Here is a 26,291-nt window from a genome sequence, read left to right as displayed (position 1 = left end):
CCCGAAGGGCGGGTGAGGGGGCCTTTCAGCCTCGCAAAGATCGTCACCGTCGCCACATGTGGGGTGCAATCGAACCGACACAGGAGCGTCAAGGGCGCGTCATGGGTGCGGGCTATCGACCGGAGGTTCACCCATAACCTCCACCGGGAGCCAATCATGCTGCGTCACATCGTTGCCCTGACGGCTGGCCTCCTGGCGTCGAGCGCCATCGCTCACGCCCAGGATGCCCAGCAGTTCACCGCCACCCTCAAGGCCCACGCCCAGGTGCCCGCGCAGACGTTCCTTGCGCCGCCGGCCGATGCGCCGGCCTCGCTCAACGTCTCGGGCCGCTTCGCCACGGGCTCGCGCATCGAAGCGCTCTATGGCGCGCTCGATGCCAAGTCGGGCCTCGGCCGCCCGTTCCCCGGCCAGCCGCTGCAGGGTTTCTCGGGCATCCGGTCGCTCGGCGAAGACCGGTTCCTGATCCTCACCGACAACGGTTTCGGCAACAAGGGCAACTCGTCCGACGCCATGCTGATGTTCAATATCTTCAAGATCGATTGGGAGGCCGGCCGCCCGATGATCGAGAAGACGGTGTTCCTCAAGGACCCGAACCGCGTCATTCCATTCCCGATCGTCAACGAGCATACCGAGTCGCGGTACCTGACCGGCGGTGACTTCGATCCGGAATCCATCCAGCCGGTCGGCGACCACTACTGGATCGGCGACGAGTTCGGGCCGTTCCTCGTCGAGGTCGACGGCGAGGGCGTGGTGCAGCAGGTGGTCAAGACCGCGCCGGGGGGCACCGAATACAAGTCGCCGGACAACCCGACCGTCTCCGTTCCCAATCCGGGCACGCCGGTCACCGGCGTCATGACGCAGCGTTCGGGCGGCTATGAGGGCATGGCGCTCGGCAGCGACGGCGCGACGCTCTATCCGCTGCTCGAGAAGCCGGTCTATGACGAGGCGTCCGCGACGTTCCAGACCATCGGCGAGCGCCCGGTGCTGCAGCTCCTCGAGTTCGACACCGAAGCGGGCGCCTGGTCGGACACCATCCGCTACTATCCGCTCGAGGACGCCACGCACGCCATCGGCGACTTCAACATCATCGAGGGCACCCGCGCGCTCATCATCGAGCGCGACAACAACGAAGGCGACCCGCGCGATGAGTCGGTCGAAAAGCCGGCCGCGTTCAAGCGCATCTATCTCGTCGATCTCGAACGCGCCGACGCGGACGGAGTGCTGGAGAAGATCGCCTATATCGACCTGATGGACATCCGGGATCCGGACGGGATCGCGCCGCGCGGCACGATCGACGGCGTCTTCAATTTCCCGTTCGTAACCATCGAGGACGTCGACCGGGTGGACGAAACGACCATCGTCGTGGCCAACGACAACAACTATCCGGGTTCGGTCGGCCGCGAGGCGGGCAGGGCGGACGACAATGAGATCGTGCTGCTCGAGGTGGGCGATTTCCTCAGCGCCGAGTGACGTATCCGGCGGGGAGGGGGTGCGCTCCTCCCCGTTTCGCCTCAGTCGTACCCGACGTGCTCGGCAAACTGCACGATGACGAGGCTCCAGAGGTCGAAGACCGATTCCATGTAGTCGAGCGAGACGGGCACCGCGAGGTCGAGGTCCATCTCGACGCAGGCATCCTTGTCGGTATCGAGATAGGCGCGACTGAAGCGCTTGTTGTAGTTCCAGTCGTTGATGACCTCGAGGGTGGGCTTCACGTCGAGAAAGCCCAAATAGAAGTTGAGGTCCTCGCAGTTGGCGCCGTCGTCGTCGCAGTTGAGGAAATAGATCTGGTAGACAAAACCCTGCATGCGGCCGGTGATCTGCGGATTGCCGTTGCTCTGCTGGGTGAGCGAGGCCTTGCCGAAGGTGCGCGCGATGGCGAGGATCGCCTCGGTGTCGTCGGCGGTGACGAGCTCGGCCTCCGCATCCTGCGCGAGCGCAGGGGAGGCGGAGAGGAAGAGGCCTGCCGCAACGGCCCAGGCCAGCCGTTTCAGGGACATGTTCTCCTCCATGGTTCGAACCTTGGACCGGTCGGTCGCGCCTTCCAATACCCGCAACTTGCATGCGGCGCCAGACGCCCCATATCTGCGGGCCGAGCAAACCCCCGCCGCCCCGTGGCAAAACGCATGAATGCCATGCAGTTTTTTACGAAAGAATCCTTGACGGGGCCGACTCCTGCCAGTAAACAGCGCCTACCTTAGCGGTCGGTCGTGATTGTCGTTTGGGTACCTGCCACCTTGCGCGGGCATCCGGGACAGTCAAACACACTGTCGGGTAGATAGACGAAGCAAATCCTTGTGCGCATGACTGTCGCTGTCGGCGATGGTCCGCTGCAATTAGGGCGCCGCCGTTTCCTTGCCGGAGCGGGTCGAGCGCCGTTTTGGTTTGCTTCGATCACGATCGATATGAATTCTGGACGATGGAAAGAGCTCAATGCCGACCATTAATCAGCTGATCCGCAAGCCTCGCACGTCGAAGCCGAAGCGGAACAAGGTCCCGGCGATGGAGGCGAACCCGCAAAAGCGTGGCGTTTGCTCTCGCGTCTACACCACCACGCCCAAGAAGCCGAACTCGGCTCTGCGCAAGGTGGCCAAGGTTCGCCTGACCAACCAGCGCGAAGTGATCTCCTACATCCCCGGCGAGGGGCACAACCTGCAGGAGCACTCGGTGGTGCTGATCCGTGGCGGGCGCGTGCGCGATCTTCCCGGCGTCCGTTATCACGTGCTGCGCGGCGTTCTCGACACGCAGAGCGTCAAGGACCGCAAGCAGCGCCGCTCCAAATACGGCGCGAAGCGTCCGAAGTAAGGAGATACTGAGTCATGTCCCGTCGCCACCGCGCAGAAAAGCGTGACGTCCTTCCCGATGCCAAGTACGGGGATCTCGTCGTCACCAAGTTCATGAACTCGCTCATGAAGGACGGCAAGAAGTCGGCCGCCGAGTCCATCGTCTACGGCGCCTTCGACATCGTCGAGCAGAAGGTCAAGCAGGATCCGATCACCGTGTTCCACACGGCGCTCGACAACATCCGTCCGTCCGTCGAGGTCCGCTCGCGGCGCGTCGGCGGCGCGACCTACCAGGTCCCCGTCGAAGTGCGCACCGACCGTCAGCAGGCGCTCGCCATCCGCTGGCTCATCGAGAGCGCCCGCAAGCGCGGCGAGAACACCATGCGCGAGCGCCTTTCGGGCGAGCTCATGGATGCGCTCAACGGGCGCGGCCAGGCCGTCAAGAAGCGCGAAGACACGCACCGCATGGCAGACGCCAACCGTGCGTTCTCGCACTACCGCTGGTAGGAGGAGCCCCAATGGCCCGCGAATACCCGATCAATCGTTATCGCAACTTCGGCATCATGGCCCACATCGATGCCGGCAAGACGACGACGACCGAGCGCGTCCTCTACTACACCGGCAAGTCCCACAAGATCGGCGAAGTCCATGACGGCGCCGCCACCATGGACTGGATGGAGCAGGAGCAGGAGCGCGGCATCACCATCACGTCCGCCGCGACCACGACCTTCTGGAAGGGTCGTGACGGCACGATGCATCGCTTCAACATCATCGACACTCCCGGCCACGTGGACTTCACCATCGAAGTCGAGCGGAGCCTGCGCGTGCTCGACGGCGCGATCGCGCTGCTCGATGCCAACGCCGGCGTCGAGCCGCAGACCGAGACCGTCTGGCGCCAGGCCGACAAGTATCACGTGCCGCGCATGATCTTCGTCAACAAGATGGACAAGATCGGTGCGGACTTCTACCGCTGCGTCGAGATGATCGGCTCGCGCCTCGGCGCCAAGCCGCTGGTCATGCAGCTGCCGATCGGCGCCGAGAACGAGTTCAAGGGCGTCGTCGATCTCATCGAGATGAACGCGCTCGTCTGGCGCAACGAAGAGCTCGGCGCCCAGTGGGACATCGTCGAGATCCCGGCCGACCTCAAGGAGAAGGCCGAGAAGTACCGCGAGCAGATGATCGAGACCGCCGTCGAAGTCGACGATGCGGCCATGGAAGCCTATCTCGAAGGCGAGATGCCGGACAACGACACCATCCGTCGTCTGATCCGCAAGGGCACCATCGACGTCACCTTCTTCCCGGTGTTCTGCGGCTCGGCCTTCAAGAACAAGGGCGTGCAGCCGCTGCTGGACGGCGTCATCGACTTCCTGCCGTCGCCGATCGACATTCCCTCGATCAACGGCATCGACGCCAAGACCGAAGAGCCGATCGAGCGTCATGCCGACGACAACGAGCCGCTCTCGATGCTGGCCTTCAAGATCGCCAACGACCCGCACATGGGTTCGCTGACCTTCTGCCGCATCTACTCGGGTCACCTCGAGGCGGGCGTCACGCTGGAAAACACGGTCAAGGGCAAGCGCGAGCGTGTCGGCCGCATGTTCCAGATGCACGCCAACAGCCGCGAGCAGATCAACGAAGCCTTCGCCGGCGACATCGTCGCCATCGTCGGCCTCAAGGACACCACCACGGGCGACACGCTCTGCGTGTCGAGCGCGCCGGTGATCCTCGAGCGCATGATCTTCCCGGATCCGGTCATCGACATCTCGGTCGAGCCCAAGTCCAAGGCCGACCAGGAGAAGATGGGCCTGGCGCTCAACCGCCTGGCCGCCGAGGACCCGAGCTTCCGCGTCAAGACCGACGAGGAATCGGGCCAGACCATCATCTCGGGCATGGGCGAATTGCACCTCGACATCATTGTCGACCGCATGAAGCGCGAGTTCAAGGTCGAGGCCAATATCGGTCAGCCGCAGGTGGCCTATCGCGAGACGATCACCAAGCGGACCGAGAAGGACTACACGCACAAGAAGCAGTCCGGCGGTTCGGGCCAGTTTGCCCGCATCAAGATCATCGTCGAGCCCGGCGAGGCCGGTAAGGGCCTCGAGTTCGAGAACAAGATCGTCGGCGGCGCCGTGCCCAAGGAGTACATCCCGGGCGTGCAGAAGGGTGTCGAATCGGTCATGGGCGCTGGCCCGCTGATCGGCTTCCCGGTCGTGGACGTGAAGGTCACCCTGGTGGACGGCGCCTACCACGACGTCGACTCCTCGGTGCTCGCCTTCGAAATCGCCGCCCGCGCGGGCTTCCGCGAGGCGCTGCGTGAGGCCGGCCCGAAGATTCTCGAGCCGATCATGAAGGTTGAAGTGACGACGCCGGAAGATTACATGGGCGATGTCATCGGCGACCTCAATTCTCGTCGTGGCCAAATCCAGGGCACTGAAAGCCGTGGTGTGGTCCAGGTCGTGAATGCCTTTGTGCCGCTTGCCAACATGTTCGGCTACGTCAACTCGCTGCGCTCCATGAGCCAGGGTCGTGCGCAGTACACGATGCAGTTCGACCATTACGAGCAGGTGCCGCAGGCGGTCGCCGACGAAGTCCAGGCCAAGTACGCCTAAACAGCGCAAGCCTAGAAACAAAACTTAACTGAATGTCGGCCTCTGCGCTGACGACATACGGAGAAAAGCGATGGCGAAGGAAAAGTTCTCCCGCACCAAGCCGCACTGCAATATCGGCACCATCGGTCACGTCGACCATGGCAAGACCTCGCTGACCGCAGCGATCACCAAGGTGCTCGCTGAAACCGGCGGCGCGACCTTCAAGGCCTATGACCAGATCGACGCGGCTCCGGAAGAGAAGGCCCGCGGCATCACCATCAACACCGCGCACGTCGAGTACGAGACGGCCAACCGTCACTACGCTCACGTCGACTGCCCCGGCCACGCCGACTATGTGAAGAACATGATCACCGGCGCTGCCCAGATGGACGGCGCGATCCTGGTCGTGTCGGCTGCCGACGGCCCGATGCCGCAGACCCGCGAGCACATCCTGCTCGCCCGTCAGGTCGGCGTGCCGGCGCTCGTGGTGTTCCTGAACAAGTGCGACATGGTCGACGATCCGGAACTGCTCGAGCTCGTCGAGCTCGAAGTGCGCGAGCTCCTCTCGTCCTACGAGTTCCCCGGCGACGACATTCCGATCGTCAAGGGTTCGGCTCTCGTTGCTCTCGAGAACGGCGACCCGAAGCTCGGCCACGACGCGATCCTCGAGCTGATGCGCAACGTTGACGAGTACATCCCGCAGCCGGAGCGCCCGGTCGACCTGCCGTTCCTGATGCCGATCGAAGACGTGTTCTCGATCTCGGGCCGCGGCACCGTGGTCACCGGCCGTGTCGAGCGCGGTATCGTCAAGGTTGGCGAGGAAGTCGAGATCGTCGGCATCAAGGCGACCCAGAAGACCACGGTCACGGGCGTCGAGATGTTCCGCAAGCTCCTCGACCAGGGCCAGGCCGGCGACAACATCGGCGCGCTGATCCGCGGTATCGACCGCACCCAGGTGGAGCGTGGTCAGGTTCTCTGCAAGCCCGGTTCGGTCACCCCGCACACGGACTTCGTTGCCGAGGCCTACATCCTGACCAAGGAAGAGGGCGGCCGTCATACGCCGTTCTTTGCGAACTACCGCCCGCAGTTCTACTTCCGTACCACGGACGTGACCGGTGTTGTGACCCTGCCGGAAGGCACCGAGATGGTGATGCCTGGCGACAACATCAACATGAACGTCCAGCTGATCGTTCCGATCGCCATGGAAGAGAAGCTGCGCTTCGCTATCCGTGAAGGTGGCCGCACCGTCGGCGCCGGCGTGGTCGCGAAGATCCTGAAGTAGGGATTGCATGACGTTCGCGGCGCGCGACAAGTCTCGCGCGCCGCGTTCCATTGATGTCAGGATTAAAAGATGAACGGTCAAAATATTCGCATCCGGCTCAAGGCGTTTGACCATCGCGTGCTCGACACGTCGACGCGCGAGATCGTCAATACGGCCAAGCGCACGGGCGCGCAGGTTCGCGGCCCGATCCCGCTGCCGACGCGAATTGAGAAGTTTACCGTCAACCGCTCGCCGCACATCGACAAGAAGTCGCGCGAGCAGTTCGAGATCCGGACCCACAAGCGTCTTCTCGACATCGTGGATCCGACGCCTCAGACGGTCGATGCGCTGATGAAGCTCGATCTCGCCGCCGGTGTGGACGTCGAAATCAAGCTCTAAGTGACGAGTTTTCCGCGCCTCCGCAGTTTGGGTCCTCTTCAAGGAATGACCCGGGACGGCGCCAAAGAGAGAAGGTAGCAACCGATGCGTTCTGGATTGATCGCACAGAAGCTGGGCATGACCCGCATTTTCATGGAGGACGGCTCGCACGTCCCCGTGACCGTGCTTGGCCTGCAGGACTGCCAGGTGGTGGGCCAGCGTACGGCCGAGAGGGACGGCTATGTGGCGCTGCAGCTCGGCGCCGGCCAGGCCAAGGCCAAGAACAAGACGAAGGCCGAGCGCGGGCAGTTCGCCGTCGCCAAGGTCGAGCCCAAGAGCCAGGTCGTCGAGTTCCGCGTCGATCCCGAGAACCTTATCGAGGTGGGCGCCACGCTGAAGGCCGACCACTTCGTCGAGGGCCAGCTGGTGGACGTCACCGGCACTTCGATCGGCAAGGGCTTCCAGGGCGGTATGCGCCGCTGGAACTTCGGTGGCCTGCGCGCCTCGCACGGCGTGTCGGTCTCGCACCGCTCGATCGGTTCGACCGGTGGCCGCCAGGATCCGGGCAAGACCTTCAAGAACAAGAAGATGCCGGGCCACATGGGCGCCCGCCGCATCACCACGCAGAATGTCAAGGTCGTCCGGACCGACGTCGAGCGCGGCCTGATCATGGTTCAGGGTTCGGTTCCGGGCGCCAAGGGCGGCTGGATCCAGATCCGCGACGCGGTCAAGAAGCCGCCGCAGGGCGTTGCTCTGCCGGGCTCGTTCAAGGCCGCCGCAGAAGCCGCGGGGGAAGGTAAGTAAATGGAACTCCAGGTCACAACCCTCGACGGCAAATCTGCCGGCAAGGTCGAACTTGCCGAGGACGTATTCGGTCTCGAGGTCCGCCAGGACATCCTGCACCGCATGGTCCGCTACCAGCAGCTCAAGGCCATGGCCGGCACGCACGACGTGAAGAACCGTTCGGAAGGCGCGCGCACCGGCAAGAAGTTCGTCAAGCAGAAGGGCTCGGGCGGCGCTCGCCACGGCGATCGCAAGGCTCCGCAGTTCCGCGGCGGCGGCCGTGCCTTCGGCCCGACCCCGCGCAGCCACGCCATCGACCTTCCCAAGAAGGTCCGCGCGCTGGCCCTCAAGCATGCCCTCTCGGCCAAGGCCAGGGGCGGCGAGATCGTCGTCGTCGACAGTTTCGCGCAGAAGGACGCCAAGACCGCGGCGCTGCGCACCGCGTTCGGCAAGCTCGAGCTGACCAACGCGCTCTTCATCGACGGGGCCGAACTCGACAAGAACTTCGCGCTCGCGGCCCGCAACATCCCGCACGTCGACGTCCTGCCGGTGCAGGGCCTCAACGTGGTCGATATCCTGCGCCGCGAGAAGCTGGTGCTGACCAAGGCGGCCCTCGAAGCCATCGAGGCGCGCTTCAACAAGACCGAAAAGGTGTCGGCATGAACAAGCTCGCTGCCTACGACATCATCCGCAATCCGGTCGTGACCGAAAAGTCGACGATGGCCTCGGAATTCAACCAGGTCGTGTTCGACGTCGCGATCGACGCGTCCAAGCCCGAGATCAAGGCTGCCGTCGAGCAGCTGTTCTCGGTCAAGGTCAAGGCGGTCAACACCTTCGTGCGCAAGGGCAAGGTCAAGCGGTTCCGCAACCGGCTCGGCACGCGCAACGACGTCAAGAAGGCCGTGGTCACCCTCGTCGACGGCCAGTCGATCGACATTTCGACCGGCTTGTAAGAGGGAGAGAAGAACAATGGCTCTCAAGCAATACAATCCGACCTCCGAGGGTGTACGCCACCTGATCACGGTCGACCGGTCCGAGCTGTGGAAGGGCAAGCCCGTCAAGGCCTTGACCGAAGGCCTGACCAAGTCGGGCGGCCGCAACAACTACGGCCGCATCACCGCCTACCACCGCGGCGGCGGACACAAGCGCGCCTATCGCCTCGTCGACTTCAAGCGCGCCAAGTTCGATGTCGAGGGGACGGTCGAGCGTCTCGAGTACGACCCGAACCGCACCGCGTTCATCGCGCTGGTGACCTATGCCGACGGCGAGCAGGCCTACATCCTCGCTCCGCAGCGTCTGGCTGCCGGCGACAAGGTCATCTCGTCGATGTCGACCGTCGACGTGAAGCCGGGCAACACCATGCCGCTCGAGCGCATGCCGGTCGGCACGATCGTGCACAACATCGAGCTGAAGCCCAAGAAGGGCGGGCAGGTCGCGCGTTCGGCCGGCGCCTATGCCCAGTATGTGGGCCGTGACCAGGGCTGGGCGATCCTTCGCCTCAACTCGGGCGAGCAGCGGCGCGTGCACGGTTCGTGCCTCGCCACGGTCGGTGCGGTCTCGAACCAGGACCACTCGAACGCCACCATCGGCAAGGCCGGCCGCAATCGCTGGCTCGGCAAGAAGCCGGTCACGCGCGGCGTCGCCATGAACCCGGTCGACCACCCGCACGGCGGCGGTGAAGGCCGCACCTCGGGCGGCCGCCATCCGGTGACCCCGTGGGGCAAGCCGACCAAGGGCAAGAAGACCCGCTCCAACAAGGCGACGGACAAGTTCATCGTCCGGTCGCGTCACGTCAAGAAGGGCCGCTAAGCCATGACCCGTTCGATTTGGAAAGGCCCGTTCGTTGACGGCTACATGCTCCGCAAGGCGGAGAAGTCGCGCGAGAGCGGTCGTAACGAAGTCGTCAAGATCTGGAGCCGCCGCTCGACCATCCTGCCGCAGTTCGTGGGCATCACGTTCGGCGTGCACAACGGCCAGAAGCACATTCCGGTGCTGGTGACCGAAGAGATGATCGGCCACAAGTTCGGCGAGTTCGCTCCGACCCGCACCTACTACGGCCACGCGGCCGACAAGAAGGCCAAGAGGAAGTAAAATGGGCAAGCCGAAGACTCCGCGCGCGCTACCCGACAACGAGGCCAAAGCGGTCCTGCGGATGATCCGCATCAGCCCGCAGAAGCTGAACCTCGTGGCGCAGCTCATTCGCGGCAAGAGGGTCGAGAAGGCGCTGGCCGAGCTCGAGTTCTCGCACAAGCGCATCTCGGGCCAGGTCAAGAAGGTGCTGGAAAGCGCCATCGCGAACGCCGAGAACAATCACGGGCTCGATCCTGACGCGCTCGTCGTCAAGGAAGCCTATGTGGGCAACTCGCTGGTGATGAAGCGCTTCCATGCGCGCGGCCGTGGCCGGTCGACGCGCATCCTGAAGCCGTTCGCTCACCTGACGATCGTCGTCCGCGAAGTTGAGGAGGCCGCATAATGGGCCAGAAAATCAATCCGATCGGCTTCCGCCTCGGCATCAACCGGACCTGGGACTCGCGTTGGTACGCCAACAAGGGCGAGTACGGCTCGCTGCTGCAGGAAGACCTCAAGATCCGCGAGACGCTGCTCGAGGACCTCAAGCAGGCTGCGGTCAGCAAGATCGTCATCGAGCGTCCGCACCGCAAGTGCCGCGTGTCGATCCACACCGCCCGTCCGGGCATCGTGATCGGCAAGAAGGGCGCCGACATCGACAAGATCCGCGCCAAGGTGAAGAAGTTCACCGACAGCGAGGTGCACATCAACATCGTCGAGGTGCGCAAGCCCGAGACCGATGCGACCCTCGTCGCCCAGGGCATCGCCCAGCAGCTAGAGCGCCGCGTTGCGTTCCGCCGCGCCATGAAGCGCGCCGTGCAGACGGCGATCCGCATGGGCGCCGGCGGCATCCGCGTGAACGTCGGCGGGCGTCTCGGCGGCGCCGATATCGCGCGCACCGAATGGTATCGTGAAGGCCGGGTGCCGCTGCACACGCTGCGCGCCGACATCGACTACGGCATGGCCGAGGCCGAGACGACCTACGGGATCATCGGCATCAAGGTGTGGATCTTCAAGGGCGAAGTGCTCGAGCATGATCCCATGGCCCACGAGCGCCGTGCCACCGAAGGCGGGGAGGGCGCCGGCCAGCGTCGTCAGCAGCCCGAGCGCGAACGCGCTTAAGGAAGGTTAAGTATCATGCTGCAACCGAAACGCACAAAATTCCGCAAGGCCCACAAGGGCCGCATCCATGGCGTGGCCAAGGGCGGTACGGACTTGAACTTCGGGCAATTTGGCCTTAAAGCCACCGAGCCCGAGCGCGTGACCGCGCGTCAGATCGAAGCGGCCCGCCGCGCGATCACCCGCGAGATGAAGCGCCAGGGCCGTGTGTGGATCCGGGTTTTCCCCGATCTGCCGGTTTCCCAGAAGCCGACCGAAGTCCGTATGGGTAAGGGCAAGGGTTCCGTCGAGTATTGGGCGGCCCGCGTCAAGCCCGGGCGGATCATGTTTGAAGTCGACGGCGTCCCCGAGGACGTCGCCAGGGAAGCTCTGCGCCTCGGCGCGATGAAGCTTCCGGTCACCACGCGGGTCGTTACCCGCATCAACGACTAGGACACGAGCGATGAAAGCCAGTGATGTGCGGGCAAAGACCGCAGACGAGCTGAAAGCCGAGCTCGTGAACCTGAAGAAGGAACAGTTCAACCTGCGTTTCCAGCAGGCGACCCAGCAGCTGGAAGCTCCTGCCCGTGTGCGTCAGGTCCGTCGCGATATCGCGCGGATCAAGACGATCCTCGGCCAGAAGAGCGCAGCCAAGTAAGGAGAGGCCGAAATGCCGAAGCGAGTTTTGCAGGGTACGGTCGTCTCCGACGCGAACGAGAAGACCATCGTGGTGCGCGTCGAGCGGCGCTTCACCCATCCGCTGCTCAAGAAGACCGTTCGCCGGTCCAAGAAGTACCACGCCCATGACGAAGCGAATGTGGCGAAGGTCGGCGATGTCGTGTGGATCGAGGAGTGTGCGCCCATCTCGAAGAACAAGCGCTGGACGCTCGTTCCTCAGGCGTAGTTGAACAACCAGGAATTCAGGTCGGCGAGCCGGTTACCGGCGACAAGCCGGTGTAATTTAGAAGGCATCCAGTCATGATCCAGATGCAATCCAATCTCGACGTCGCGGACAACTCCGGCGCTCGTCGCGTCATGTGCATCAAGGTGCTGGGCGGCTCGCATCGCAAATACGCCTCGGTCGGCGACATCATCGTCGTTTCGGTCAAGGACGCCATTCCGCGCGGCCGCGTCAAGAAGGGCCAGGTAATGAAGGCGGTCGTGGTTCGCACGGCTTCCGACATCCGCCGTCCCGACGGCACCGTCATCCGTTTCGACAAGAACGCCGCGGTTCTGATCAACAATCAGAAGGAACCGGTCGGCACCCGTATCTTCGGACCGGTTCCGCGCGAGCTGCGCGCCAAGAACCACATGAAGATCATCTCGCTCGCACCAGAGGTGCTGTAATGGCTGCCAAGATCAAGAAAGGCGACAAGGTCGTCGTCCTGGCCGGCAAGGACAAGGGCAAGACTGGCCAGGTCCTCTCGGTCATTCCGTCCGAAACCCGGGCCGTGGTGCAGGGGATCAACCTCGTGCGCCGTCACACCAAGCAGACCGCGTCGAACGATGCCGGCATCTTCACCAAGGAAGCGCCGATCCATCTGTCGAACCTCGCCGTCGCCGACAAGGACGGCAAGCCGACCCGCGTCGGTTTCCAGATCAAAGACGGCGTGAAGTCGCGCGTCGCCAAGACCACCGGAGATGTGATCGATGGCTGAGACCGTTTACGTTCCTCGGCTTCGCACCGAGTATGACGAGAAGATCAAGGGCGCACTGCGCGAGCAGTTCGGCTACAAGAACGTCATGGAGCTCCCCAAGCTCGAGAAGATCGTTCTCAACATGGGCGTGGGCGAGGCTGTCAACGACAGCAAGAAGGTGCGTTCCGCCGCTGCCGACCTCGAGCGCATCGCCGGCCAGAAGCCGGTGATCACCCATGCGCGCAAGTCGATCGCGGGCTTCAAGGTGCGCGAGAACATGCCGCTCGGCGTCAAGGTGACGCTGCGCAAGCAGCGCATGTACGAGTTCCTCGACCGCCTGGTGAACATCGCGCTGCCGCGCGTTCGCGACTTCCGCGGCCTCAACCCGAACTCGTTCGATGGTCGCGGCAACTACGCCATGGGCATTAAGGAACACATCGTGTTCCCCGAGATCAACTACGACCAGGTCGACCAGATCTGGGGCATGGACATTGTCATCGCGACGACCGCGAAGACCGACGATGAAGCGCGCGCGCTGCTGCGGGCATTCAACTTCCCGTTCCGCCAGTAAGGCTCGAGGGAAGGGACAAGGATTAGGACATGGCAAAGACCAGCTCCATCATCAAGAACAAGAAGCGCGCCGAGGCCGCCAAGCGCACCGCCGCCAAGCGGGCCGCGCTCAAGGCCATCACCAAGGACCAGTCGGTCCCCATGGAGCAGCGCTTCGCCGCGCAGCTCAAGCTCGCCGAGCTTCCGCGCAACTCCTCGCCGGTGCGCGTGCGCAACCGCTGCGAGGTGTCCGGGCGCCCGCGCGGGTACTACCGCAAGCTCAAGATGAGCCGTATCGCGCTGCGCGAGCTGGGCAACCTGGGCATGATCCCGGGCCTGGTGAAGTCGAGCTGGTAAGGAGACGAGACAGATGAGCTTTTCAGATCCTATCGGCGATATGCTCACCCGCATCCGCAATGCGCAGATGCGCCACAAGAACACCGTGACGACCCCGGCCTCGGGGCTGCGCGGGCGCGTCCTCGACGTGCTGCAGACCGAGGGCTTCATCCGCGGCTACAGCGAGGTGAAGTTCGAGAACGGCGCTTCCGAGTACGAGATCGAGCTCAAGTACTCCGAGAACGTTCCGGTGATCCGCGAGATCGAGCGCGTTTCGCGCCCGGGCCGCCGCGTCTACGCGTCGGTCAAGAATATTCCGTCGGTGGCCAACGGCCTCGGCGTGTCGATCCTCTCGACCCCCAAGGGCGTGATGGCCGACCACGAGGCGAAGGCCGCCAATGTTGGTGGTGAGGTACTCTGCCGCGTGTTCTAAGGCGCATGCGCCTGCACGCGGTGTGACGATTACTCGAAGGACAAGATAGAATGTCACGTACTGGCAAGAAGCCGGTTGCCCCGGTGAACGGCGTCACGGTCTCCGTCAATGGACGGACCGTTTCGGCCAAGGGCCCAAAGGGCGAGCTCGCGCTCGACCTGATGGATAACGTTGTTGTCGAGCAGAACGGCGAGGGCGTTTTCGTCACGCCGGCCAACGACACGCGCGAGGCCCGCGCCGCCTGGGGCACCACCCGTGCTCTGATTCAGAACATGGTCACCGGCGTCAGCACGGGCTTCGAGAAGCGTCTCGCCATCCAGGGCGTCGGCTACCGCGCCGCCATGCAGGGTAAGGACATCAAGCTCTCGCTCGGCTTCAGCCATGACGTCGTCTACGAAGCGCCCACGGGTATCACGCTCGCCGTGCCGACCCCGACCGAGATCGTGGTTTCGGGCATCGACAAGCAGCAGGTCGGCCAGGTCGCGGCCAACATCCGCGAGTGGCGCGCTCCCGAGCCTTACAAGGGCAAGGGCGTGCGGTATGCGGACGAGCAGGTCTTCCGCAAAGAAGGCAAGAAGAAGTAAGGAGCGCCGAGTATGGCTATCAGTGCAAAGGGAGCGGCCCGCCGCAAGGCCCGCGTTCGCAAGGCGCTCAAGGCTCGCGCTTACGGGCGTCCGCGTCTTTCGGTCCATCGTTCGGACAAGAACATCTACGCCCAGATCATCGACGATGCGTCCGGCCGCACTCTGGCTGCCGCGTCGACCCTCGACAAGGACGTGCGCGCCTCCGTCAAGAACGGCGGCACCACCGAGGCCGCTGCTGCGATCGGCAAGCTGATCGCCGAGCGCGGCACGAAGGCCGGCGTCGGCGAGGTCGTGTTCGATCGTGGCGCCTACATCTATCATGGCCGTGTGAAGGCCCTTGCAGACGCTGCCCGTGAGGGCGGCCTGCAGTTCTAACCCGCGGCTGAGGAAAGAATTACTATGAGCAGAGACGTTCAAGAGCGCGAAAGCGAATTCGTCGACCGCCTGGTCCATATCAACCGCGTGGCCAAGGTCGTCAAGGGCGGCCGTCGCTTCGGTTTCGCGGCGCTCGTCGTCGTGGGCGACCAGAAGGGCCGCGTCGGCTTCGGCCACGGCAAGGCCCGCGAGGTGCCCGAGGCCATCCGCAAGGCGACCGAGCAGGCCAAGCGGCAGATGATCCGCGTGCCGCTGCGCGATGCGCGTACCCTCCACCACGACGTGACGGGCCGTCACGGCGCGGGCAAGGTCATCCTGCGCGCCGCCGTCCCGGGCACCGGCATCATCGCCGGCGGTCCGATGCGCGCCGTGTTCGAGACGCTCGGGATCAACGACATCGTGGCCAAGTCCCAGGGCACGGCCAATCCCTACAACATGGTGCGCGCGACCTTCGATGCGCTGAAGCGCGTCGACAGCCCGCGTTCGGTCGCCGCCCGCCGTGGCCTCAAGGTTTCGGAGCTGCAGGCTCGCCGTGGCGAGACCGCGGCGGCCGAGGCCTGAGCCTCCCGCGCGTGACGGAGAAAGACAATGGCTGCTAAAAAGACCATCATCGTCGAGCAGATCGGCTCCCCGATCCGCCGCGACAAGAGCCAGCGCGCGACCCTCATCGGTCTCGGGCTCAACAAGATGAACAAGAAGCGTGAGCTGGTTGACACCCCGGACGTCCGCGGCATGGTCAACAAGATCCCGCACCTCGTCCGCATCGTCGGCGAGCAGTAAGACAAGGGCAGGACAATGACCCGTTTGAATGAACTGCGCGACAATCCCGGCGCGAACAAGACCCGCATTCGTATCGGACGCGGCATCGGTTCGGGCAAGGGCAAGACCGGCGGGCGCGGCGGCAAGGGCCAGACCGCTCGCTCGGGTGTCGCCATCAACGGCTTCGAAGGCGGCCAGATGCCCCTTCACATGCGCATGCCCAAGCGCGGCTTCAATCCGTTGAATCCGGGCAAGTGGAACGCCATCCGCATCGACCGCATCCAGGCCTATATCGACAGCGGCAAGCTCGACGCCAAGAAGGTGATCGATGCGCAGGCGCTCGTCGCCGCCGGCGTCATCCGCCGCGTCAAGGACGGCGTGCGCCTCATCGGTTCGCAAGGCTTTTCCGCCAAGAAAGTCACGTTCAAGGTCGACCATGCGACCAAGGGCGCCCTTGCTGCTATTGAAGCGGCAGGCGGCAAGGTCGATATGCCCAAGTCGACGGCAGAAGACGCTAAGGCCGAGTAATCTCGGCCCCGCGCCTGGCCTGTGGAGCATCCGCGCGCAAGGCAAGCGATTTGTCTTGCGCGTTGCGATGCGGTGAGCAACAGAACGGCGCCCGCCCGCTAGGGCAGGGCTTGCCGAGCCAAGGGAGCGATTGATGGCGTCCGCAGCCGAGCAGTTGGCCAGAAATCTCAGCTTTTCCACCTTCTCGAAGGCCAAGGCCCTTCAGCAGCGCATCTGGTTCACGCTGGGCGCGCTGCTCGTTTATCGCCTGGGCACCTTCATCCCCGTGCCGGGCATCGATCCTGACGCGTTCCGCGCCACGTTCGAGCAGAGCCAGCAGGGCATCATCGGCATGTTCAACATGTTCGCCGGCGGCGCCGTCGAACGCATGGCCATCTTCGCCCTCAACCTCATTCCCTACATCACCGCCTCGATCGTCATCCAGGTGATCGCCACGGCCTCGCCGCGCCTCGAAGCCCTGAAGAAGGAAGGCGAGCAGGGGCGGCGCAAGCTCAACCAGTACACGCGCTATCTCGCGGTCGTCTTCTGCGCCGTGCAGGCTTACGGCATCGCCATAGGCCTCGAGGGCAGCCAGGGGGTCGTGCTCAATCCGGGCTGGTTCTTCCGCCTGTCGACGGTCATCACGCTCGTCGGCGGCACCATGTTCCTGATGTGGCTGGGCGAACAGATTACCGCGCGCGGCGTCGGCAACGGCATCTCGCTCATCATCTTTGCCGGCATAGTCGCCAACCTGCCGGGCACCATCGCCCAGACCCTCGAATTGAGCCGTACCGGCGCGCTGCCGGCCTGGGCGGGCATCGGGCTCCTGGTGCTGGCGATCGTCGTCATCGCGGTCATCGTCTTCTTCGAGCGGGCGCAGCGACGGCTTCTGATCCAGTATCCGAAGCGACAGGTCGGCAACAAGATGTTCCAGGGCGATACCTCGCACCTGCCCTTGAAGCTCAACACCTCGGGCGTCATCCCGGTGATATTCGGCTCCTCGCTGCTGCTGCTGCCGGCGACGATCGCCTCGTTCGCCGCGCAGGGCAACGCGCCGGGCTGGCTGACGACGGTCACGGCGCTCCTGGGGCGCGGGCAGCCGCTTTACCTGGCGCTCTTTGCCTTCTTCATCATCTTCTTCGCCTTCTTCTACACGGCGATCGTCTTCAATCCGACGGAGACGGCGGACAACCTCAAGCGCTCCGGCGGCTTCATTCCCGGCATCCGCCCGGGCGAGCGCACGGCCGCGCACATCGACTATGTGCTCACCCGCATCACCGTCGTCGGCGCGGCGTATCTGACGGTCGTGGCGCTCATTCCGGAAGTGCTGGTCAGCCAGCTGACGGTCAGCCAGTTTATCGGCGGCACGTCGCTGCTGATCATGGTGACGGTGACGCTGGATACGGTCAGCCAGATCCAGAGCCATCTCATCGCCCAGCAATATGAGGGGCTGGTCAAGAAATCGAGACTTGGGGGCAAGCGCCGATGAGGCTGATCCTTCTGGGGCCGCCGGGGGCGGGCAAGGGTACGCAGGCAAAGATACTGGTCGAGGCCTACGGCATTCCGCAACTATCCACCGGCGACATCCTTCGGGCGGCCATCGCGGCCAAGACGCCGATGGGCCTTGCGGCCAAGGAGATCATGGACCGGGGCGACCTGGTTTCGGACGCCGTCGTCAACGGCATCATCTCCGAGCGGCTCGACGCCGAGGACTGCAAGCCCGGCTTCATCCTCGACGGCTTCCCGCGCACGATCGCGCAGGCCGAGGCGCTCGAGGGCATGCTCAAGGACAAGGGCATGGCGCTCGATGCGGTCATCGAGATCAAGGCCGACACGGACGTGTTGGTCGAGCGGGTCGTGAAGCGCGCCAGGGAGAGCGGCTCGGCTCGTGCCGACGACAATGAAGACGTGCTGCGCAAGCGCCTCGACGTCTACAAGGAGCAGACGGCCCCGCTCATCGCCTTCTATGACAAGAAGGGCCTGTTGAAGTCGGTCGACGGCATGGCGCCCGTCGAGGAAGTAACCGCCGCGATCCGCGCGGCGATCGAGTAAGCAAAATGAGGTAGGGCTTGCCAGTTGACACCGGCAAGTCTTGTCCTTAAAGAACCGCACCAGTCTCATGGATTATTGGACTGGATTCGGTTCCTCAATGTGGTTGGGGGTCGAAATCCGGTCCCTTGTTGTTTAACGGCACCGGCCCGGCGCGGCTGAGTGTTGCACGAAGGAGAGCAGACGTGGCTCGTATCGCTGGCGTCAACATTCCGACCAACAAGCGCGTGGTTATCGCGCTGCAGTACATTCACGGCATCGGCGACAAGTTCGCTGCCGACATCTGCGCGAAGGTGGGGATCCCCGCCGAGCGCCGCGTCAATGAACTGACCGACGCGGAAGTCATCCAGATCCGTGAGACCATCGACCGCGACTACGTGGTCGAGGGCGATCTGCGCCGTAACGTTGCCATGAACATCAAGCGCCTGATGGACCTGGGCAACTACCGTGGCCTGCGCCACCGCCGCGGCCTGCCCGTGCGCGGCCAGCGCACCCACACCAATGCCCGCACCCGCAAGGGTCCGGCCAAGCCGATCGCCGGCAAGAAGAAGTAAGGCTCGCGCCACGGCGCGAACTAACGAGCGACCGGGAGCGGCCGACAGACGTTTGGGGTGGCGGAATTCGCGACCTCGTTATCGGCTCTCCCCGATGTAGCTGCCGGGACCCTTGAAAAGGCTTACGGCAGCGACGATATCGAACTGAGGATATGAATGGCCAAAGCTGAAACGACGCGCATCCGCCGCAAGGAGCGCAAGAACATCACGTCGGGCGTCGCCCACGTGAATGCATCCTTCAACAACACGATGATCACCATCGCCGACATGCAGGGCAACACGATTTCGTGGTCGTCCGCCGGCGTCATGGGCTTCAAGGGTTCGCGCAAGTCGACCCCTTATGCGGCGCAGGTCGCCGCTGAAGATGCCGCCCGCAAGGCGCAGGAGCACGGCATGAAGACCCTCGAGGTCGAAGTGCGCGGGCCCGGCTCGGGGCGTGAGTCCGCCCTGCGTGCCCTCCAGGCTGCAGGCTTCAACGTCACCTCGATCCGTGACGTCACCGCCATTCCGCACAATGGCTGCCGCCCGCGCAAGCGGCGCCGCGTCTAGACCGACGTTGCTGAAGGACTCCCGGTTTGCGAGCGAACCGGGAGTTTCCATTGCGTTTGCGGCCGAGCGGCCGGGCAGGGCCGCGCTTTTGAAAGGAAATTACCGTGACGATCCAGAGGAACTGGCAAGAACTGATCAAGCCGACCAAGCTGGAGATTGTTTCGGGCGACAACGCGCGCGTGGCTTCGGTAATCGCCGAGCCGCTTGAGCGCGGTTATGGGCTGACCCTGGGCAATGCTCTGCGTCGTGTGCTGCTGTCGTCCCTGCAGGGCGCGGCGATCACCGCGATCCAGATCGACGGCATCCTGCACGAGTTCTCCTCGTTGCCGGGCGTGCGCGAGGACATTACCGACCTCGTGCTCAACGTCAAGGAGATCGCGCTCAAGATGGAAGCCGAGGGCCCGAAGCGCCTCACGCTCTCCAAGCAGGGCCCGGGCGCGGTGAGCGCCGGCGACATCAAGGTCACCGGCGACATCGAGGTCCTCAACCCCGAGCTCGTGATCTGCCATCTCGACGATGGCGCCGAGATCAACATCGAGTTCACCGTCAACACCGGCAAGGGCTATGTGTCGGCCGACAAGAACCGTCCCGAGGATGCGCCGATCGGTTACATCCCCGTCGACTCGCTCTTCTCGCCGGTCAGGCGTGTCTCCTACAAGGTCGATGCGACCCGCGCGGGCGAGAGCCTCGACAAGGACAAGCTGACGCTGCAGGTCGAGACCAACGGCGCGATCAGCCCCGAGGATTCGGTGGCCTATGCCGCCCGCATCCTGCAGGACCAACTGGCCGTCTTCGTCAACTTCGAGGAGCCGACCAAGGAGAAGGCCGCGGACGCCGTCCCCGAGCTGGCCTTCAATCCGGCGCTGCTCAAGAAGGTGGACGAGCTCGAGCTTTCGGTGCGTTCGGCCAACTGCCTCAAGAACGACAACATCGTCTATATCGGCGACCTCATCCAGAAGACGGAAGCCGAGATGCTGCGCACGCCGAATTTCGGGCGCAAGTCGCTCAACGAAATCAAGGAAGTCCTCGCGCAGATGGGCCTCCACCTCGGGATGGACGTGGCCAACTGGCCGCCCGAGAACATCGACGACCTCGCCAAGCGCTACGAAGATCACTACTGATCTCGCGCGGCACTGTTAAAGGAGACACACCATGCGCCACGCCACTAGGGGCCGCAAGCTGAGCCGGACGGCGAGCCATCGCAAGGCGATGTTCGCCAACATGTCGGCCGCCCTCATCAAGCACGAGCAGATCGTGACCACGCTTCCCAAGGCCAAGGATCTGCGTCCGATCGTCGAGAAGCTCGTCACGCTGGGCAAGCGCGGCGACCTGCACGCCCGCCGCCAGGCGATCGCCCAGATCCGTGACGAGGACCAGGTCAAGAAGCTGTTCGAGGTTCTCGGGCCCCGTTATGCCGATCGCCAGGGCGGGTACCTGCGGATCATGAAGGCCGGCTTCCGCTACGGCGACAACGCGCCGATGGCCGTCATCGAGTTCGTCGACCGCGACGTCAACGCCCGCGGCCAGGACAGCGGCCCGGTGCAGGTGCGCGACGAGGAAGACGAGTCGGTCGCGGCGTAAGCCACAGCCGGTTCGCCACCAGTTCAACGGCCGTGGGGCAACCCGCGGCCGTTTTTGTTTAGGTGAGAGCTGGATGTCCGCGGCATCACCCCCCTCCCATCCTCCCCCGCAAGGGGGGAGGTGCTGGACCTGTGAGCTTGGCACCATCATGCCCCATGCACAATGCGGCACCTCCCCCCTTGCGGGGGAGGATGGGAGGGGGGTTCACCAAGCCTTGGCCAAGGCGCCTGAAGCAAGCTCCGATCTTGCCACCATTCCCCAACCCTGCTACATCCGCGCTCCCGCCAAGTCGGGCGAACGGAGTAAATGACCATGGGTAGCCTCGCCAAAGCAGACAGGTAAGCCGCAGCGACTGTTCTCGTCGTTGCGGCTGTCTGCCCGGTCAACCTCCAGATCACAGCATCTCAGGCAGATCGCCGCCGAATGTTCTTTCACATTTCGTGCGGGTGTTCACTCATGCCTACAAAACCCCAAGCCTGGGGCCATTCCCTTGCGGCCGCGCTGCTGCTGATGGCTCCGTTCGACGTCCTGGCGTCCCTCGCCATGGACATCTACCTGCCCATCGTTCCGGCGATGCCGGCGATCCTCGATACGTCACCGGCCGTGGTGCAACTGACGCTGAGCCTCTACATGGTCGTGCTCGGCCTCGGCCAGCTCGTCTTCGGGCCGCTTTCCGATCGTTTCGGACGGCGGCCGGTGCTGATCGGCGGGGCGCTGCTCTTTGCCGGAACGTCACTCGCCATGGCGGCGACGACATCGGCCGGGCTCTTCGTCGCGCTGCGCGTGTTGCAGGCGGCGGGCGCTTCGGCGGCGATGGTCGCGACCTTCGCCACGGTGCGCGACGTCTATGCGGAGCGGCCCGAGGGGGCGGTCATCTACGGCCTCTTCGGCTCGATCCTCGCGTTCGTGCCGGCGCTCGGGCCGATCGCGGGCGCGCTGATCGCCGACAGCCTCGGCTGGCCGGCGATCTTCCTCGTCCTCGGCGGACTTGCGCTCGCCGCCACGGCCAACGCCACCTTGCGCTGGCGCGAAACGCGGGTGCCGACGCCTGCCGGCAAGCGTGCCTTCGGCCCGATCCTCACCAGTCCCGCCTTCTGGACCTATACGCTCGGCTTTGCCGCCGCGATGGGGACGTTCTTCGTCTTCTTCTCGACGGCGCCGCGCATCCTCATCGAACGGGCAGGGCTCTCGGAGACGGTGTTCAGCTTCGCCTTCGCGACCGTCGCGATCGTGATGATCGTCACCACGCGCTTTGCCAAGCGGTTCGTCGGCAAGTGGGGCATTCCGGGCAGCCTTGCCCGCGGGATGGCGTTGCTCGTCGTCGGAGCCATCGTTCTGGGGCTCTGCGAGGCCTTCCTCGAGCCGTCGATGTGGACGGTGATCCTGCCCATGTGGCTCGTCGCCGTCGGCATCGTCTTTGCCGTCTCGGTCACCGCCAACGGCGCGCTCGCCGAGTTCGGGGAGACTGCCGGAACGGCGGTCGCGCTCTACTTCGCCATCCAGAGCCTGTTCGTCGGCGTCGCCGGCACGTTGATGGTCGTGATGCTGCGCGGCGACACGCTCTGGCCGCTCGTCGGCTATTGCGGGTTGATGGCGCCGCTGGTGCTGGTCGCGCTGGCGTTGCTCAGGCGGCGGCGGACGGCAGTGGCCTAGCAAACCAACCGGTGCCGCGTTCAATCAATGCGGCACCGGCAAATCCCAGGCCTCGTAGAGATCGTTCAGCGCCTTGGCCGTGTGGCACTCGATGGCCGGCAGACCGGACTCGCGAAGTACGCGGCCGTATTTCACGTGGCTGTTGCGGGTCTTGATCAGGACCCACTCGATCATGCTCCACTTGATGCTGTCCTTGGTGCCCTCGAGGTGCCCGGCGCGATCCTTGCGATTGATCAGAGTGCGCTTCAGATAGCGGCCGAAGCGCAGCCAGTGGTTCGAGGTGACGAGGATTCCGCCGGTCGCGCGGGCGAAGCGCTGCGGCATCAGGCGGGAATAGTTCCCCTCCATCACCCAGCTCTCGCCGAGAATGGCGGCGTCGTGCAGGGCGGCGAACTCGTCGTCGGGACGCACCTGCCAGTCGGTGTTCGGCAGATGGCGGAACTGGTCGAGATGGAAGACGGGTATGTCGAGGCGGTTCGCGATGGCGACCACCAGGGTCGACTTGCCGGCATTGGACGGACCCAGAATCACGATCCGCTTGCCGAGGGCAGCGAGGGGCAGCATGGGAGACACCGGTCTAGGGGAATGCGCGAGGGACGCGCGCAATGCCGCAGCCAGCGGGCGTTGTCAAGGGGCAGCGCCTGCGGACACACCCGACCCACGGCGGAGTTGGCGCAATGCTCGCTTATTCCCACCGCATCCCGGCGAAAGCCGGGACCCAGTACACACCGGCCAGGTGGGCTCGCCGCGGTACTTCCACCCGGTGGAAGGGTGGGCGCTGTGCGCAAGCCGCTTAGGCGCCGTTTACTGGGCCCCGGCTTTCGCCGGGGTGACAGCCGGGGGTGAGGCCGATGCGTATGCGCCCATTACTCCGGCTGCACGTCCTTGCCGGTATAGATCTCGTCGACCTGATACCAGTCGCGACGGTCGAAGCCGTTGAACGGGGTGAGGGAGGCCTGGGTGTAGGCGCCCATCAGGCCGAATTCGATCCAGTCGTCCTCGTCGATGTCGACGGGCAGCATGAAGGTCTGCGGCAGCACGTCGTAGCTGTCGCAGGTGGGGCCGAAGATGGTGAAGCCCGCGGCCTCGTCCTCGGTATGGAGCCGCGCCCCGCGCCAGACCCGCACCGGCGGGGTGAAGTCCATGAACTTGACTTCCATCAGCGAGCCGTAGGCGCCGTCGTTGAGGTAGATCGAGAGCCCGCCGCGCTGGTGCTTGACGCGCAGCAGCAGCGAGGTCGAGGAGGTGACGAGCGCGCGGCCGGGCTCGACGATGAGCTCGGGCTTGGACGAACCGAAGTTCGCATCGACGGCCTCGGCAATCGTCTCGAAATAGTAGTCCATCGGCGGAGCGACGCTGGTCGGGTAGGGGGCGGGGAAGCCGCCGCCGACGTTGAGGCGCTTCAATTCGATGCCGGACTCTTCGACGATCCGCGCGGCGGCCGCGATGTGCCGCTCATAGGCATAGGCGTCCTCGCACTGGCTGCCGACGTGGAAGCAGAGGCTGGCGGTGTAGCCCATCTGCTCGACCATCGAAGCGATCTCGACGGCGCCCTGTTCCATGACGCCGAACTTGGTGCCGAAGTCGTAGGACTTCATTGCCTTGCCGGCCTTGAAGCGGGTCGTGACCTCGACGTCGCGCGAGGGCGAGACCACGGCGGCCAGCTGGTCGAGCTGTTGAGGATGGTCGATGGTGAAGGAGCGCACGCCGAATTCTTCATAGGCGCGCTCGATCTCGCGACGGTTCTTGATCGGATTGTTGTAGTGCATAGCCGCGCCCGGGGCGTGATCGCGCACCAGCGCCATCTCGGTGTTGGAGGCGACGTCGAAGGCCTTCAGCCCTTCCTCGTGGAGCTTGGCGATGATGTGGGGCGAGGGGTTGCACTTGACCGCGTAGGTCAGTAGCCCGTTGAAGCCCTTCTTGAAGACCTTGACGGCCTTCCTCAGCTCGCGCTCCGAATAGAGAAAGCTCGGGTAATCCGGCGCTTCGGCGGCGATGAGGGCCGAGGTGTTCGGATAGACGATGGTCGGCTCAGTCATTGGACGTGTTGCCTTTCGGGGCGTGAGGGGGGCCAAAACGAGCGCTGCATATAGGGATCAAAGGCCCTCTACGCAAACGATATTTTGCCCCTATTTCTCTCGATCGCTGTGACACCTTAATGGCGACAGATTCCGGGTCTTTCTGCTCGCTCCGGCGAGTGTGAGGGCGATTGCGGATTCGTGAACGGAAACAAGAACATGACCCTGTTGCAGAAAAGCGTTCTTGCCCTTGCGGGCTTGGGTTTGCTCGGCGCCGTCGCCTGGGCGGCGGTAGGTAGACCGGAGGGCGGGCAGGCTCCGCCGACCGCCCTCCAGGCGCCGGCGCGTATCGAGGTGGCGCAGGCCGAGCGGCAGGTGCCGCAATCTCAGGAGCAGGTGCAGCTGAGCTTTGCGCCCGTCGTGCGGCAGGTGGCGCCCTCGGTCGTCAACGTCTATGCGACGCGCGTCGAGGAGCGGGCGGTCTCGCCCTTCGCCAACGATCCGTTCTTCCAGCGCTTTTTCGGGCAGAATTCGCCGTTCTTCCAGAGCCGCCCGCGGGAATCGCGCGCGCTCGGCTCGGGCGTCATCGTCGATCCGTCCGGCCTCATCCTCACCAACAGCCATGTGGTCTCCGGCGCGACCGATATCCGCATCGCGCTTGCCGACCGGCGCGAGTTCGCCGTCGATCTCGTGCTCGACGATCCGGATACCGATCTCTCGGTCCTGCGCATCCGCGATTCCGACGGCGTCGATCTGCCGGCGCTGACCTTTGCCGATTCCGACCAGTTGCAGGTGGGCGATCTGGTGCTCGCCATCGGCAATCCGTTCGGCGTCGGCCAGACGGTAACCAGCGGCATCGTCTCGGCGCTCGCCCGCACCGGGGTGGAAGCCAGCGATTACGAGTTCTTCATTCAGACCGATGCCGCGATCAATCCGGGCAATTCCGGCGGAGCGCTGGTCGACCTCAACGGCCGGCTCGTCGGCATCAACACGGCGATCTATTCGCGCACCGGCGGATCGGTCGGCATCGGTTTCGCCATTCCATCCAACATGGCGGCGGTCGTCGCGCAAGCGGGGCTGGCGGGCGGCGAGATCGTGCGGCCCTGGTTCGGCGCCAAGACGCAGGCGGTCAGCGCCGACATCGCCAACAGCCTGCAGCTTGCCTCACCAAGCGGCGCGATGATCACCGACGTCGCGCCCGGCGGCCCGGCCGAGCGCGCGGGGCTGCGGTCCGGTGATGTCGTTACGGCCATCGATGGCACGATCGTGGAAGATCCCAGCGCCTTCAATTTCCGCCTCGCTACCCGACAGTTGGGGACGGAAGCCCGACTTACGGTATCTCGCGGCGGTCAGAGCTTCGAGGCGGTGCTGCCGGTCGAGGCGCCGCCGCAACCCGACGAAAGCCAGATCGCCCGCATCACCGGGAACACGCGCTTCGCGGGTGCCACCGGACAGGAGCTCGCGCCCGCGCTGGCGCAGGAGCAAGGCCTGCCGTTCGACGCGCGCGGCATCGTCATCACCGCGATCGAAGAGGGGTCGCCCGCCGAGGCCATGGGGCTGGCGACCGGGGATGTCATCCTCAGCCTCAACGGGGCCGAGATGACGGATGCCCGCACGTTCGCCCGAACCGCCTCGCAGCGCGTGCGCACCTGGGAGATCGTGCTGCAGCGCGAAGGACGCGTGGTGCGCACGTACGTGAGCGGGTAGGGGGCAAGAGGGCACGAAACGGTGGCTCCTCTCCCCCTTGAGGGG

37 protein-coding genes are annotated in these 26,291 nt (G+C 64.6%); 34 read left to right on the top strand and 3 right to left on the bottom strand.

What is annotated here, in order from left to right; genetic code table 11:
- Positions 1–156: 156 nt before the first annotated feature.
- Positions 157–1,470 carry an esterase-like activity of phytase family protein gene (locus tag VE25_RS04890; RefSeq protein ID WP_046107481.1) on the top strand — a complete coding sequence of 438 codons (1,314 nt, stop codon included), beginning with the start codon at positions 157–159 and terminating at the stop codon, positions 1,468–1,470.
- A gap of 41 nt (positions 1,471–1,511) precedes the next feature.
- Here the strand turns inward: VE25_RS04890 and VE25_RS04885 are convergent, their stop codons facing one another.
- Positions 1,512–1,997 (bottom strand): YbjN domain-containing protein, encoded by a 486-nt coding sequence (locus VE25_RS04885; protein ID WP_046107480.1) that lies wholly within the window; start codon positions 1,995–1,997, stop codon positions 1,512–1,514.
- Between the two features lie 433 nt (positions 1,998–2,430).
- Between VE25_RS04885 and rpsL the strand changes: the two genes are divergently transcribed.
- The 32 genes from rpsL (at position 2,431) to cml (ending at position 22,521) form a co-directional block, all read left to right on the top strand.
- Complete coding sequence (gene rpsL / locus VE25_RS04880) at positions 2,431–2,802, top strand: 30S ribosomal protein S12 (protein WP_046107479.1); 372 nt, start codon at positions 2,431–2,433, stop codon at positions 2,800–2,802.
- Between the two features lie 14 nt (positions 2,803–2,816).
- Positions 2,817–3,287: a 30S ribosomal protein S7 gene (gene rpsG / locus VE25_RS04875; protein ID WP_046107478.1), complete on the top strand. Its 471-nt coding sequence runs from the start codon at positions 2,817–2,819 to the stop codon at positions 3,285–3,287.
- 11 nt (positions 3,288–3,298) lie between these two features.
- Positions 3,299–5,389, top strand: coding sequence for an elongation factor G (gene fusA, locus VE25_RS04870; protein ID WP_046107477.1), 2,091 nt, complete (start codon positions 3,299–3,301; stop codon positions 5,387–5,389).
- A 70-nt stretch (positions 5,390–5,459) separates the two neighbouring features.
- Positions 5,460–6,650 (top strand): elongation factor Tu, encoded by a 1,191-nt coding sequence (gene tuf / locus VE25_RS04865; RefSeq protein ID WP_046107476.1) that lies wholly within the window; start codon positions 5,460–5,462, stop codon positions 6,648–6,650.
- 69 nt (positions 6,651–6,719) lie between these two features.
- Positions 6,720–7,028 (top strand): 30S ribosomal protein S10, encoded by a 309-nt coding sequence (gene rpsJ / locus VE25_RS04860; protein ID WP_035038345.1) that lies wholly within the window; start codon positions 6,720–6,722, stop codon positions 7,026–7,028.
- An 84-nt stretch (positions 7,029–7,112) separates the two neighbouring features.
- Positions 7,113–7,811, top strand: a complete 699-nt coding sequence (gene rplC, locus VE25_RS04855) for a 50S ribosomal protein L3 (protein WP_046107475.1) — start codon at positions 7,113–7,115, stop codon at positions 7,809–7,811.
- The gene (gene rplD / locus VE25_RS04850) at positions 7,812–8,453 is read left to right on the top strand and encodes a 50S ribosomal protein L4 (RefSeq protein ID WP_046107474.1); all 642 of its coding nucleotides are present in this window, start codon (positions 7,812–7,814) and stop codon (positions 8,451–8,453) included.
- Positions 8,450–8,743, top strand: coding sequence for a 50S ribosomal protein L23 (locus tag VE25_RS04845; protein WP_046107473.1), 294 nt, complete (start codon positions 8,450–8,452; stop codon positions 8,741–8,743). Before rplD ends, VE25_RS04845 begins: the two co-directional genes overlap by 4 nt.
- 16 nt (positions 8,744–8,759) lie before the next feature.
- Entirely contained in the window at positions 8,760–9,599 is an 840-nt protein-coding gene (gene rplB, locus VE25_RS04840) for a 50S ribosomal protein L2 (RefSeq protein WP_046107472.1), read from the top strand.
- Between the two features lie 3 nt (positions 9,600–9,602).
- Positions 9,603–9,881 carry a 30S ribosomal protein S19 gene (gene rpsS / locus VE25_RS04835; protein WP_046107471.1) on the top strand — a complete coding sequence of 93 codons (279 nt, stop codon included), beginning with the start codon at positions 9,603–9,605 and terminating at the stop codon, positions 9,879–9,881.
- Between the two features lies 1 nt (position 9,882).
- Positions 9,883–10,263 (top strand): 50S ribosomal protein L22, encoded by a 381-nt coding sequence (gene rplV / locus VE25_RS04830; protein ID WP_046107470.1) that lies wholly within the window; start codon positions 9,883–9,885, stop codon positions 10,261–10,263.
- Complete coding sequence (gene rpsC / locus VE25_RS04825) at positions 10,263–10,979, top strand: 30S ribosomal protein S3 (protein ID WP_046107469.1); 717 nt, start codon at positions 10,263–10,265, stop codon at positions 10,977–10,979. Before rplV ends, rpsC begins: the two co-directional genes overlap by 1 nt.
- A gap of 15 nt (positions 10,980–10,994) precedes the next feature.
- Positions 10,995–11,408 (top strand): 50S ribosomal protein L16, encoded by a 414-nt coding sequence (gene rplP / locus VE25_RS04820; RefSeq protein ID WP_046107468.1) that lies wholly within the window; start codon positions 10,995–10,997, stop codon positions 11,406–11,408.
- Between the two features lie 10 nt (positions 11,409–11,418).
- On the top strand, positions 11,419–11,613 hold the full coding sequence (gene rpmC / locus VE25_RS04815; RefSeq protein WP_046107467.1) for a 50S ribosomal protein L29: 195 nt from the start codon (positions 11,419–11,421) through the stop codon (positions 11,611–11,613).
- A gap of 12 nt (positions 11,614–11,625) precedes the next feature.
- Positions 11,626–11,859 (top strand): 30S ribosomal protein S17, encoded by a 234-nt coding sequence (rpsQ, locus tag VE25_RS04810; protein WP_046107466.1) that lies wholly within the window; start codon positions 11,626–11,628, stop codon positions 11,857–11,859.
- Between the two features lie 74 nt (positions 11,860–11,933).
- Positions 11,934–12,302: a 50S ribosomal protein L14 gene (rplN, locus tag VE25_RS04805; protein ID WP_046107465.1), complete on the top strand. Its 369-nt coding sequence runs from the start codon at positions 11,934–11,936 to the stop codon at positions 12,300–12,302.
- Entirely contained in the window at positions 12,302–12,613 is a 312-nt protein-coding gene (gene rplX, locus VE25_RS04800) for a 50S ribosomal protein L24 (protein ID WP_046107464.1), read from the top strand. The genes rplN and rplX overlap by 1 nt, the downstream gene beginning before the upstream one ends.
- Positions 12,606–13,163 carry a 50S ribosomal protein L5 gene (gene rplE / locus VE25_RS04795; protein ID WP_046107463.1) on the top strand — a complete coding sequence of 186 codons (558 nt, stop codon included), beginning with the start codon at positions 12,606–12,608 and terminating at the stop codon, positions 13,161–13,163. Before rplX ends, rplE begins: the two co-directional genes overlap by 8 nt.
- 29 nt (positions 13,164–13,192) lie before the next feature.
- Positions 13,193–13,498, top strand: coding sequence for a 30S ribosomal protein S14 (rpsN, locus tag VE25_RS04790; protein WP_046107462.1), 306 nt, complete (start codon positions 13,193–13,195; stop codon positions 13,496–13,498).
- A 13-nt stretch (positions 13,499–13,511) separates the two neighbouring features.
- Complete coding sequence (gene rpsH, locus VE25_RS04785; RefSeq protein ID WP_046107461.1) at positions 13,512–13,910, top strand: 30S ribosomal protein S8; 399 nt, start codon at positions 13,512–13,514, stop codon at positions 13,908–13,910.
- Positions 13,911–13,960: 50 nt separating this feature from the next.
- Positions 13,961–14,494, top strand: coding sequence for a 50S ribosomal protein L6 (rplF, locus tag VE25_RS04780; RefSeq protein ID WP_046107460.1), 534 nt, complete (start codon positions 13,961–13,963; stop codon positions 14,492–14,494).
- Between the two features lie 12 nt (positions 14,495–14,506).
- A complete protein-coding gene (rplR, locus tag VE25_RS04775; protein ID WP_046107459.1) occupies positions 14,507–14,869 on the top strand; it encodes a 50S ribosomal protein L18 in 363 nt (120 codons plus the stop codon).
- A gap of 24 nt (positions 14,870–14,893) precedes the next feature.
- Entirely contained in the window at positions 14,894–15,430 is a 537-nt protein-coding gene (gene rpsE / locus VE25_RS04770) for a 30S ribosomal protein S5 (RefSeq protein ID WP_046107458.1), read from the top strand.
- Positions 15,431–15,457: 27 nt separating this feature from the next.
- Positions 15,458–15,649 (top strand): 50S ribosomal protein L30, encoded by a 192-nt coding sequence (rpmD, locus tag VE25_RS04765; protein WP_046107457.1) that lies wholly within the window; start codon positions 15,458–15,460, stop codon positions 15,647–15,649.
- Between the two features lie 15 nt (positions 15,650–15,664).
- Positions 15,665–16,156, top strand: a complete 492-nt coding sequence (rplO, locus tag VE25_RS04760) for a 50S ribosomal protein L15 (RefSeq protein ID WP_046107456.1) — start codon at positions 15,665–15,667, stop codon at positions 16,154–16,156.
- 133 nt (positions 16,157–16,289) lie between these two features.
- Complete coding sequence (secY, locus tag VE25_RS04755; RefSeq protein ID WP_046107455.1) at positions 16,290–17,624, top strand: preprotein translocase subunit SecY; 1,335 nt, start codon at positions 16,290–16,292, stop codon at positions 17,622–17,624.
- Positions 17,621–18,187 carry an adenylate kinase gene (locus VE25_RS04750; RefSeq protein ID WP_046107454.1) on the top strand — a complete coding sequence of 189 codons (567 nt, stop codon included), beginning with the start codon at positions 17,621–17,623 and terminating at the stop codon, positions 18,185–18,187. Before secY ends, VE25_RS04750 begins: the two co-directional genes overlap by 4 nt.
- Before the next feature lie 182 nt (positions 18,188–18,369).
- Positions 18,370–18,738 carry a 30S ribosomal protein S13 gene (gene rpsM / locus VE25_RS04745; RefSeq protein ID WP_046107453.1) on the top strand — a complete coding sequence of 123 codons (369 nt, stop codon included), beginning with the start codon at positions 18,370–18,372 and terminating at the stop codon, positions 18,736–18,738.
- A 156-nt stretch (positions 18,739–18,894) separates the two neighbouring features.
- Positions 18,895–19,287 carry a 30S ribosomal protein S11 gene (gene rpsK, locus VE25_RS04740; RefSeq protein ID WP_046107452.1) on the top strand — a complete coding sequence of 131 codons (393 nt, stop codon included), beginning with the start codon at positions 18,895–18,897 and terminating at the stop codon, positions 19,285–19,287.
- A gap of 98 nt (positions 19,288–19,385) precedes the next feature.
- The gene (locus VE25_RS04735) at positions 19,386–20,408 is read left to right on the top strand and encodes a DNA-directed RNA polymerase subunit alpha (protein WP_244466865.1); all 1,023 of its coding nucleotides are present in this window, start codon (positions 19,386–19,388) and stop codon (positions 20,406–20,408) included.
- Between the two features lie 31 nt (positions 20,409–20,439).
- Positions 20,440–20,868 carry a 50S ribosomal protein L17 gene (gene rplQ, locus VE25_RS04730; protein WP_046107450.1) on the top strand — a complete coding sequence of 143 codons (429 nt, stop codon included), beginning with the start codon at positions 20,440–20,442 and terminating at the stop codon, positions 20,866–20,868.
- A gap of 456 nt (positions 20,869–21,324) precedes the next feature.
- Complete coding sequence (cml, locus tag VE25_RS04725) at positions 21,325–22,521, top strand: CmlA/FloR family chloramphenicol efflux MFS transporter (protein WP_046107449.1); 1,197 nt, start codon at positions 21,325–21,327, stop codon at positions 22,519–22,521.
- 24 nt (positions 22,522–22,545) lie between these two features.
- Here cml and VE25_RS04720 read toward each other — a convergent pair whose 3' ends face one another.
- Together VE25_RS04720 and VE25_RS04715 are read right to left on the bottom strand one after the other, a co-directional pair.
- Positions 22,546–23,085 (bottom strand): P-loop NTPase family protein, encoded by a 540-nt coding sequence (locus VE25_RS04720; RefSeq protein WP_083988723.1) that lies wholly within the window; start codon positions 23,083–23,085, stop codon positions 22,546–22,548.
- Between the two features lie 302 nt (positions 23,086–23,387).
- Positions 23,388–24,560: a type III PLP-dependent enzyme domain-containing protein gene (locus VE25_RS04715; RefSeq protein ID WP_046107448.1), complete on the bottom strand. Its 1,173-nt coding sequence runs from the start codon at positions 24,558–24,560 to the stop codon at positions 23,388–23,390.
- A 198-nt stretch (positions 24,561–24,758) separates the two neighbouring features.
- Here VE25_RS04715 and VE25_RS04710 point away from each other — a divergent pair, with 198 nt between their 5' ends.
- The gene (locus VE25_RS04710; RefSeq protein ID WP_083988722.1) at positions 24,759–26,246 is read left to right on the top strand and encodes a Do family serine endopeptidase; all 1,488 of its coding nucleotides are present in this window, start codon (positions 24,759–24,761) and stop codon (positions 26,244–26,246) included.
- Positions 26,247–26,291 lie beyond the last annotated feature (45 nt).

This window comes from Devosia geojensis (assembly GCF_000969415.1).
Classification (GTDB): domain Bacteria; phylum Pseudomonadota; class Alphaproteobacteria; order Rhizobiales; family Devosiaceae; genus Devosia; species Devosia geojensis.
The sequence above is the reverse complement of the archived record's forward strand: the minus strand, read 5'-3'. Positions and strand labels throughout refer to the sequence as shown.